Origin of the sequence: Streptomyces sp. NPDC001933 (genome assembly GCF_042890955.1) — a bacterium.
Classification (GTDB): domain Bacteria; phylum Actinomycetota; class Actinomycetes; order Streptomycetales; family Streptomycetaceae; genus Streptomyces.
Genome location: NZ_JBIASS010000002.1, coordinates 484576 through 491124 on the forward strand (window position 1 = coordinate 484576; position 6549 = coordinate 491124).

General features: G+C 65.7%; 4 protein-coding genes. All 4 read right to left on the bottom strand.

The features are described 5' to 3' along the window. Positions 1–3: 3 nt before the first annotated feature. On the bottom strand, positions 4–4602 hold the full coding sequence (locus ACFYY7_RS07015; RefSeq protein ID WP_388658056.1) for a putative T7SS-secreted protein: 4599 nt from the start codon (positions 4600–4602) through the stop codon (positions 4–6). Beyond that, positions 4602–5204 carry a hypothetical protein gene (locus ACFYY7_RS07020; RefSeq protein WP_388658059.1) on the bottom strand — a complete coding sequence of 201 codons (603 nt, stop codon included), beginning with the start codon at positions 5202–5204 and terminating at the stop codon, positions 4602–4604. Before ACFYY7_RS07020 ends, ACFYY7_RS07015 begins: the two co-directional genes overlap by 1 nt. Beyond that, complete coding sequence (locus ACFYY7_RS07025; RefSeq protein ID WP_388658061.1) at positions 5201–5614, bottom strand: SseB family protein; 414 nt, start codon at positions 5612–5614, stop codon at positions 5201–5203. Before ACFYY7_RS07025 ends, ACFYY7_RS07020 begins: the two co-directional genes overlap by 4 nt. Before the next feature lie 448 nt (positions 5615–6062). Beyond that, positions 6063–6362 (bottom strand): TIGR02679 domain-containing protein, encoded by a 300-nt coding sequence (locus ACFYY7_RS07030; protein ID WP_388658406.1) that lies wholly within the window; start codon positions 6360–6362, stop codon positions 6063–6065. Between the last annotated feature and the right edge of the window lie 187 nt (positions 6363–6549).

The following is a 6549-nucleotide window of genomic DNA, read 5'->3' on the forward strand; positions in this document are numbered from 1 at the left end:
ATATTACTCCTGGAGTTGGCGCATGTAGTAGCTGTAGCCGTCGCCCGGCTGCATGAAGGTGCCGTTGGACCCCTCACGAATCAACATCGTGCCGGTCTGATGATCCCACCAGGCCCAGCGAGGGGTTCCTGATGGGGTGTCCCGCATTTTGATGCCAGGACTTGCCGTCATCATGTCTTCGAGATATTCCGGGACATCCAGATCATCGACTCCCGGGATGCCTCGCCCGTTGATGTCACCATGCGCGGCTATCTTGTCAGCAAGCCTGCCGAGGTCGCCCGCCTGACTTGCGGGGTCGGCTTGCCCGACGCAAGCCTTGAGCCCGAGCGGGTCAATCCACAGGTGGGGGTTTCGGACATACGCTATGGGATTGGGCGCCGGAATGAGGCCGAGAGGATCCGGGGATGCGTAGCGGGCCGTTTCCGGATCATAGTAACGATGAAAATTATAGTGAAGCCCGGATTCTGGGTCGAAATACTGACCCGGGAAGCGCAGCGGTGTGTACGTCGAGCTTTTGGCCGCCCATGTCGTCACCCCCCAGATTGTGCGGCGAGTTCTCCAGGCGATCGCACCTGACTCGTCTATGAGCTCGCTGGGAGTCCCTACGAGGTCGGTGACTATGGCGAAGAATCGCTCGTCAATCACTTCTTGCGATGTGTCCGCAGCAAGGAGGCGCTCCGTCTGGGTCACCGGGCTTAGACCGTCGTGATCCCACGTGAGACTGACAGGGTGAGGAAATCCCTCGCCCTCGTTGAGCTGTTCACAGAGGACGGCACCGTCCCAGGTGAACAAGATCTGTTCCAGAACGGTGTGCCCATCCTCCGCGACGCGGAGCTTCGCAATGCGTCGTCCAAGTGCATCGTAGGCGTATCGCCACTTCTGGCCGTCAGGCGTGGTGACCGATCTCAGGCGATCCTCGGCGTCCCATTCGTAGCGCCAAGTCTCGGGTTTGCGCGAGATGCGAGCCCTTTGGCGGAGCACTATTCGCCCCTGCTTGTCGTGTACGTAGCGAATGCGACCGGCGCCCTCGATGCTGGTACCTAGGTAGGTACGTGCCCCAGTCGCTTCATGGCCCGTGTGACCCGACGGCCATACTGCTGATGTCTGGTTGCCAGCCGCGTCGTATGCGTACTGCTCTGTCCAATTGGCAGCTCGCACTTCTGTAACACGGCCGACGGCGTCCAGGCCATATGTGCTCGCGCCAGCGAGTTGATCACCGATTCTCGCGAGGCTACCGTCCGCGCGGTAGGTATAGTCGCGGCGCTGAAGACTCCGGCCCCGGGTCGTGATGTCCTGGCGGGCAAGGCGACCGGCCGAATCCAGAACGTTCGCCAGCGTGACCGTCTCGCCGATGTGGCGGATCAGCTCCCGCCCTGCAGAGTCACGCTGGAACGACACCTCCCGGCCGGACGTCGTGAGGTGGTTCCGGCGCCCTGCCGCGTCGTAGGTCCACTCACTCACGGCGCCGCAAGCAGTCGTCCGCCCCACACGCCGGCCGAGCCTGTCGTACTGGTAGGTGACGGTTCGTCCGTTCACCGTCTCAGAGCGCAGACGGCCGTAGCGGTCCCGCAACCGGGACAGCACCGAGTTCGTGCCTTTTGCTGCGGCTAGTTCACCAAAGACATCGTATTCGAGAGTGGTTACTTCGCCGTCACTGTCTTTGACAACTACCTTGCCGAGGCTGTTGTGCTCGAAACGGATGGTCTGGCCGAGGCTGTTCGTCCTTGAGGCCATCCGGTTGGCCGCGTCATAGGTGTACGTGATGGTGCGACCATCGAAGTCGGACTCGGATATGAGGCGTCCAGCCGGATCGTACTCATAGGACCACTCCATCCCCTGGGGATTAATGACACCCGTCATCCGTAAGTTGGCATCGTGACTGAACTCAAAGCGAGCCCCGTCGGGATCCGTTCGCGCCACGAGGAGATCGAAGTCGCCGTACTCGGAAGTGGTGGTTCTTCCTATCGGGTCCGTGTGTGCGATGCACTTGCCTTCCCCGTCGAATGTCCAGCTCTGCTTGCTGCCGTCCGGCATAACCTGGCACGCCAGCTGCCCCTCCACCGTCCACTCAAAATGGGTGGTCGCGCCAACCGCATCGGTAATGGTTACTTTCCGGCCGAAAGCATCCCGTTGGAACCGGTTGACGGCACCCAGCGGGTCGGTGATTTCTATGGAGAGCCCTGCTCTGTTGCATGTCATGGCCGAGGATTGCCCCATGGCGTCAGTGACTGACGCGAGGTGACCCTGCTCATCGTACGAGAAACGCGTTGTAGCCCCCGATGGATCGGTGACGGACGTGCGGTTGCCTTGCTCATCGAACGTCTGATGCGTTATCAACCCGGCCGCATCAGTGATGCGCACTGGCAGCCCCAGCTCGTCGTACTCCGCTCTCGAGTGGCGTCCGTCCGGTCGCTGCACCACGGTCAGCCAACCGTTCTCGTCGTATGTGAAGCGACTGGCGTGGCCCAGCGGGTCTGTGACGGACAGGAGCCGGTGGTAGCGGTCGTGCTCGTAGCGGGTGACCGCGCCCAAGGCGTCGATCTCGGCGACGACCTGGGAGCGGTTGTTGATCACGTATCGCTTGGTGTGGCCGAGGCCGTCGGTCATGGACGTCATGCGCAGGCCGGTGTCGGGGTCGGTGTCGTCCCAGGTGAAGTGGGCTTCGAGGTGTCCGTTGGTGCCTGTCTGGTACACGCAGCGGTCGTGTTCGTCGTAGACGTACTCGTAGCGGCTGCCGTTGGTGTCCGTCCATGAGGTGATGCGGCCCTGTTCGTCGCAGCCGAAGCGCAGGGGCTTGCCTGAGGAGTTGGTGACTTCGGTGAGGTGGCCGTCGGTGTAGCCGTAGTGGAGGATTTCCTGGTCGGTGCCGTCCGGTGCGGCGCCCGCAAGGTGGAGGGCGGTGATTCTGCCGTCGTTCGTGGTGAGTTTCAGGTGGTAGCCGCCGTGGTGCACGATCGACGTCGGGGCGCCTGTCTCGTCGTACTCGAAGGTGATCCAGCGGTTGTTGCGGTCGTCGATCTGGGCCAGGAGTGCCAGCTCGCCGCCTGGTTGGTCGACGAAGTGCCGGACGTGGCCGGTTTCCGGGTCGGTGATGGTGTAGCCGTCGTCCACCCGGTCCAAGGGCCAGCGTCGGCCGTGCGTGGGCATGACGGGAACGCCTGGCGCGGGGTGCGGGTAGGCAAGCAGGCTGCCCTCGTTGCAGCTGAACACCACGCCTTCGGCGTCGATCTCCAGGCGCTGGTCGACTGTGCTCGACCAGCCGGATCCGAACCAGCGGCCGGCCCGGTACGAGGAGTCGAAGACGCGCTCGAAGACCAGGGGCAGAGACCCCGGGAGCACGATGTCCGTCTGCGGGAGCAGCATGCGTCCGGTTGCGACGTCGATGGGGTCTCCGGCGCATTTGACGTTGCTGCATTGGTTGGAGTTGGGGTCGGGGTTCTGTTCGTGTCCGTGCCGGTTCCTGCCTTTTCGGCGTTCGAGGAGGTCCTTCATCCCGGCTCGTAGGCCGCCCTTGGTCAGGCCGCCGCCCTTGGTGCCGATCATTTCGGGTACGAGGCGGCCGATGAATTCGGAGGGGTCGCCCTTGGCTGATTCCCAGGCGGTCTTGAGGGCCCGGTCGGGGTTGGCTGCGGTGGAGACGAGGCCGGCGAGTGTGGTGTGGACGCCCTTGTAGTAGTCGGCCGGGTGGGTCAGGTTGTACGGGTCCATGGGGTTGACCGAGCGGGTGAAGTTGACCAGCCCCGCGCCGCCCTTGATGATCCCGCCGCTGAAGTGGGCGAGTTCGATGCCCTGTCCCAGGGCGTGGTCGTAGGCCTCCCGCTTGAGGCGGTCCAGGCCAGTGGGTTCCTTCGGCGCGTGTGCCATCGCTGCGGTGACCGCGCCCTTGGCCGTCTCGGCCGCCTCGTTGCGCGTCTGCCGCGCAAGCTGCAGGATCTCCTGCGCAAGCTGCCGCTTGGCCAGCCCCGGATCGGAGAACTTCCCCGGATGCGGCAGCGGATGATCGGTGTTGCGGACCGCGTTGTACGCCGCCGCCTTCTGCTGGAACTCAGCAGCGGCCGTCTCGTAGTCCTGCTTGCCCTCCTTGTGCAGGGCGATGGCCTCCCGGGCCTTGCCCTGAGCACCGGTCACCGTCCGCGCATACGTCTCCAGCGCCCTGGCCGCGTCCTCGAACGCATCCGCCGCACGCAGCCAGTCGGTCGGCAGGGTCTCGAAATACCTCCGGAACGTGTCGGCGACCTCCCCCTTCCAGTGGCCGGAGTCGAGCTTCTTCATCCCACCGCCGACGAGATCGAACGCCCGCTGGAAGTCGCGGAGGTTCTTCACCGTGGCAGCGATCTTCTCCGGCCTGCCATGGATCAGCTCGTCCGCTTCCTCACTCTGCCCGAGCTGCTTCTCACCGACCTCCGCCCCCAGCGAGGACGCGGTCTCATCCCCCCAGTCCTCGACCCCGTCGGCCCAGCCGTGCGCCCCGACCTTGTCCAGGCCCGCACCCAGCATGTCGGTACCGGTGTCAATGGCCTCGCCGGCTAACTCCTTGCCCTTGTCGAGCAGATGACCGGCCCCGTCGACCAGCCCGTCCCCGAGCCTCCCCCAGTCCACCATCAGTCCCCCTGCCCCCGCTCCGACCGCTCGGCCTCAGCAACCGCCTCCCGCAACGCCGGATCCACCGTCCAGGCGTTCCCCGTGGGATCCGGCCCCCCGATCCCCACCTCGGCACCGGTGTCCCGCCACAGCTGATCCACCTCCTCCGTCGCCCTCAGCGCCGACTCCCCACTGAAGTCCGGGTTGTCGTACATCGTCTGGCTCCGGACCGTGTCCCAGCTCATCTCCTTGACCTCGTCCTCGGACAGGTGCGGATTCCCGTTCAGCGAATTCACACCGATCTTGAACGAGTCCTTGACGTACTGCTCATGCTCCGCGAACGAACCCGCCGACAACCCGACCCCCACGGCGAACTTGTTGCCCTTCTGCGTCAACGCCCGCACACCCCACTCCCAGCGATCACAGAACGTCTCGAACGCCGCCGCGAGCCCGCCATGCCCCAACTCCAGCCCCGACAAGCCGAGATCCGAGAAACCACGGCCCGCCCAGGCCTCACCGACCATCCCGAGATCCTTCAGCTCGGCATGCGCCAGATCGATCCCCTTCGCAATCGCGGCCAACGCCTCAGGCGGCACACGAAGATCAGACCCGTCCCCGCTCACTCCACACCCCCGAGGTCCACCGCCACCGAATCCGGCACGATCCCCGCAACCGGCGGGAACAACATCCCGTCCTCACTGCCCGCATCCAGCGCCACCCCCGCAGGCCCCGGCAACATCGGCACCATCACATCCAGCAACCGCGCACCCAACACCGTCCGGTACACCCACTCCCGCGCCGCATCCCCCCGAGCCCACGCAAACCGGGCCAGCGCCTCCTCGTCCGAGAACGCACAGATCCACCGGACCCCGCCCTGCTCCGCCGACCACAGATCCCCCGAACCATCCAGCGGCACCAACACCGCCGTACGCCGGAACTCCCCCAGCAAAACAGCAAACTCACGCCGAGCCGCCGCCGTCGGATCGCCGTCCGGCTCCATCGCACGGGCCGGTGCCGGTTCCTCAATCACCATGGAAGGCGCCGTGGCAGCAGGCCAGGCGTCCAAGTCGGCGATCTTCGAACGCCGGGCAGGCGGCTCTGTTATGTCATCCCCGTTATCGAACACGCGCCGAATGCTGTCACGGCACGCTTTCCAATAGCAACGGACAAAAATGGCCAGCCAGCCATGGTCCGGAACCGGCCCAGCTCCACGCACATACGGGTGGGCCCGCACACACCCATCGGAAACGCTCCGCTGAGCCCCTGAGTCCTCGTTCGCTCCAGAACCGGGCAGAGAGTGACGCACCAGAGGCCGATAACGTCCCCACCATCCTGCCCGTCCCCGGTGGCCTGATTCCGAAAGATCCCGGCAATCCGGCCGCGGTCCTGGGGAACCTCGACGACGGCTTCATGCCAAGACTGAGGATGTCCTCTGAGCTCTTCCGCGACGGCCACGAACCCGCCTACGCCCATGACACAGCTCACTGGCTCCCGGAGCAGTCCCGCCGAGGCCCACGCCTCGCGTCGCCGTTCGGCGCCCTGACCGTCGGGAATCCGATCGGCGCGCGGACCCCGGACAGGGTGAGCGTGGCCAGCAGTGTGCCGTCGTCAAGACCGTGGGCCGAGCCGAGGATCTGGGCGGCGAAGGCAGGCAGCAAGACACGGCCGGAACGGCGGGAAGCGCGCGGAGCGACGCACGCCCCGGCCAGCAGGCTGTGCGTGGTGGCGGGGCACGGCCCGGGCGTCGCGCGAGCCCATCGGCCCGTACCCCGGCGGCCCAGTCCGCCAGCGGAGGAACCGACGCGGTGAGCTCGTCAAGGGGGCGTGCGCCCGCTCCCACGCGGCTTCCTCCTCGCGCCGGGCCCGATGGGCCGTCCTGTGAACAGGCGCGCCATGAGTCGTCCCCGTGGTCGTGTGGAATCGAAGGACGGGTCGGGGTTGCCGCGCTGCCGGCATTCCGGTGGGCCG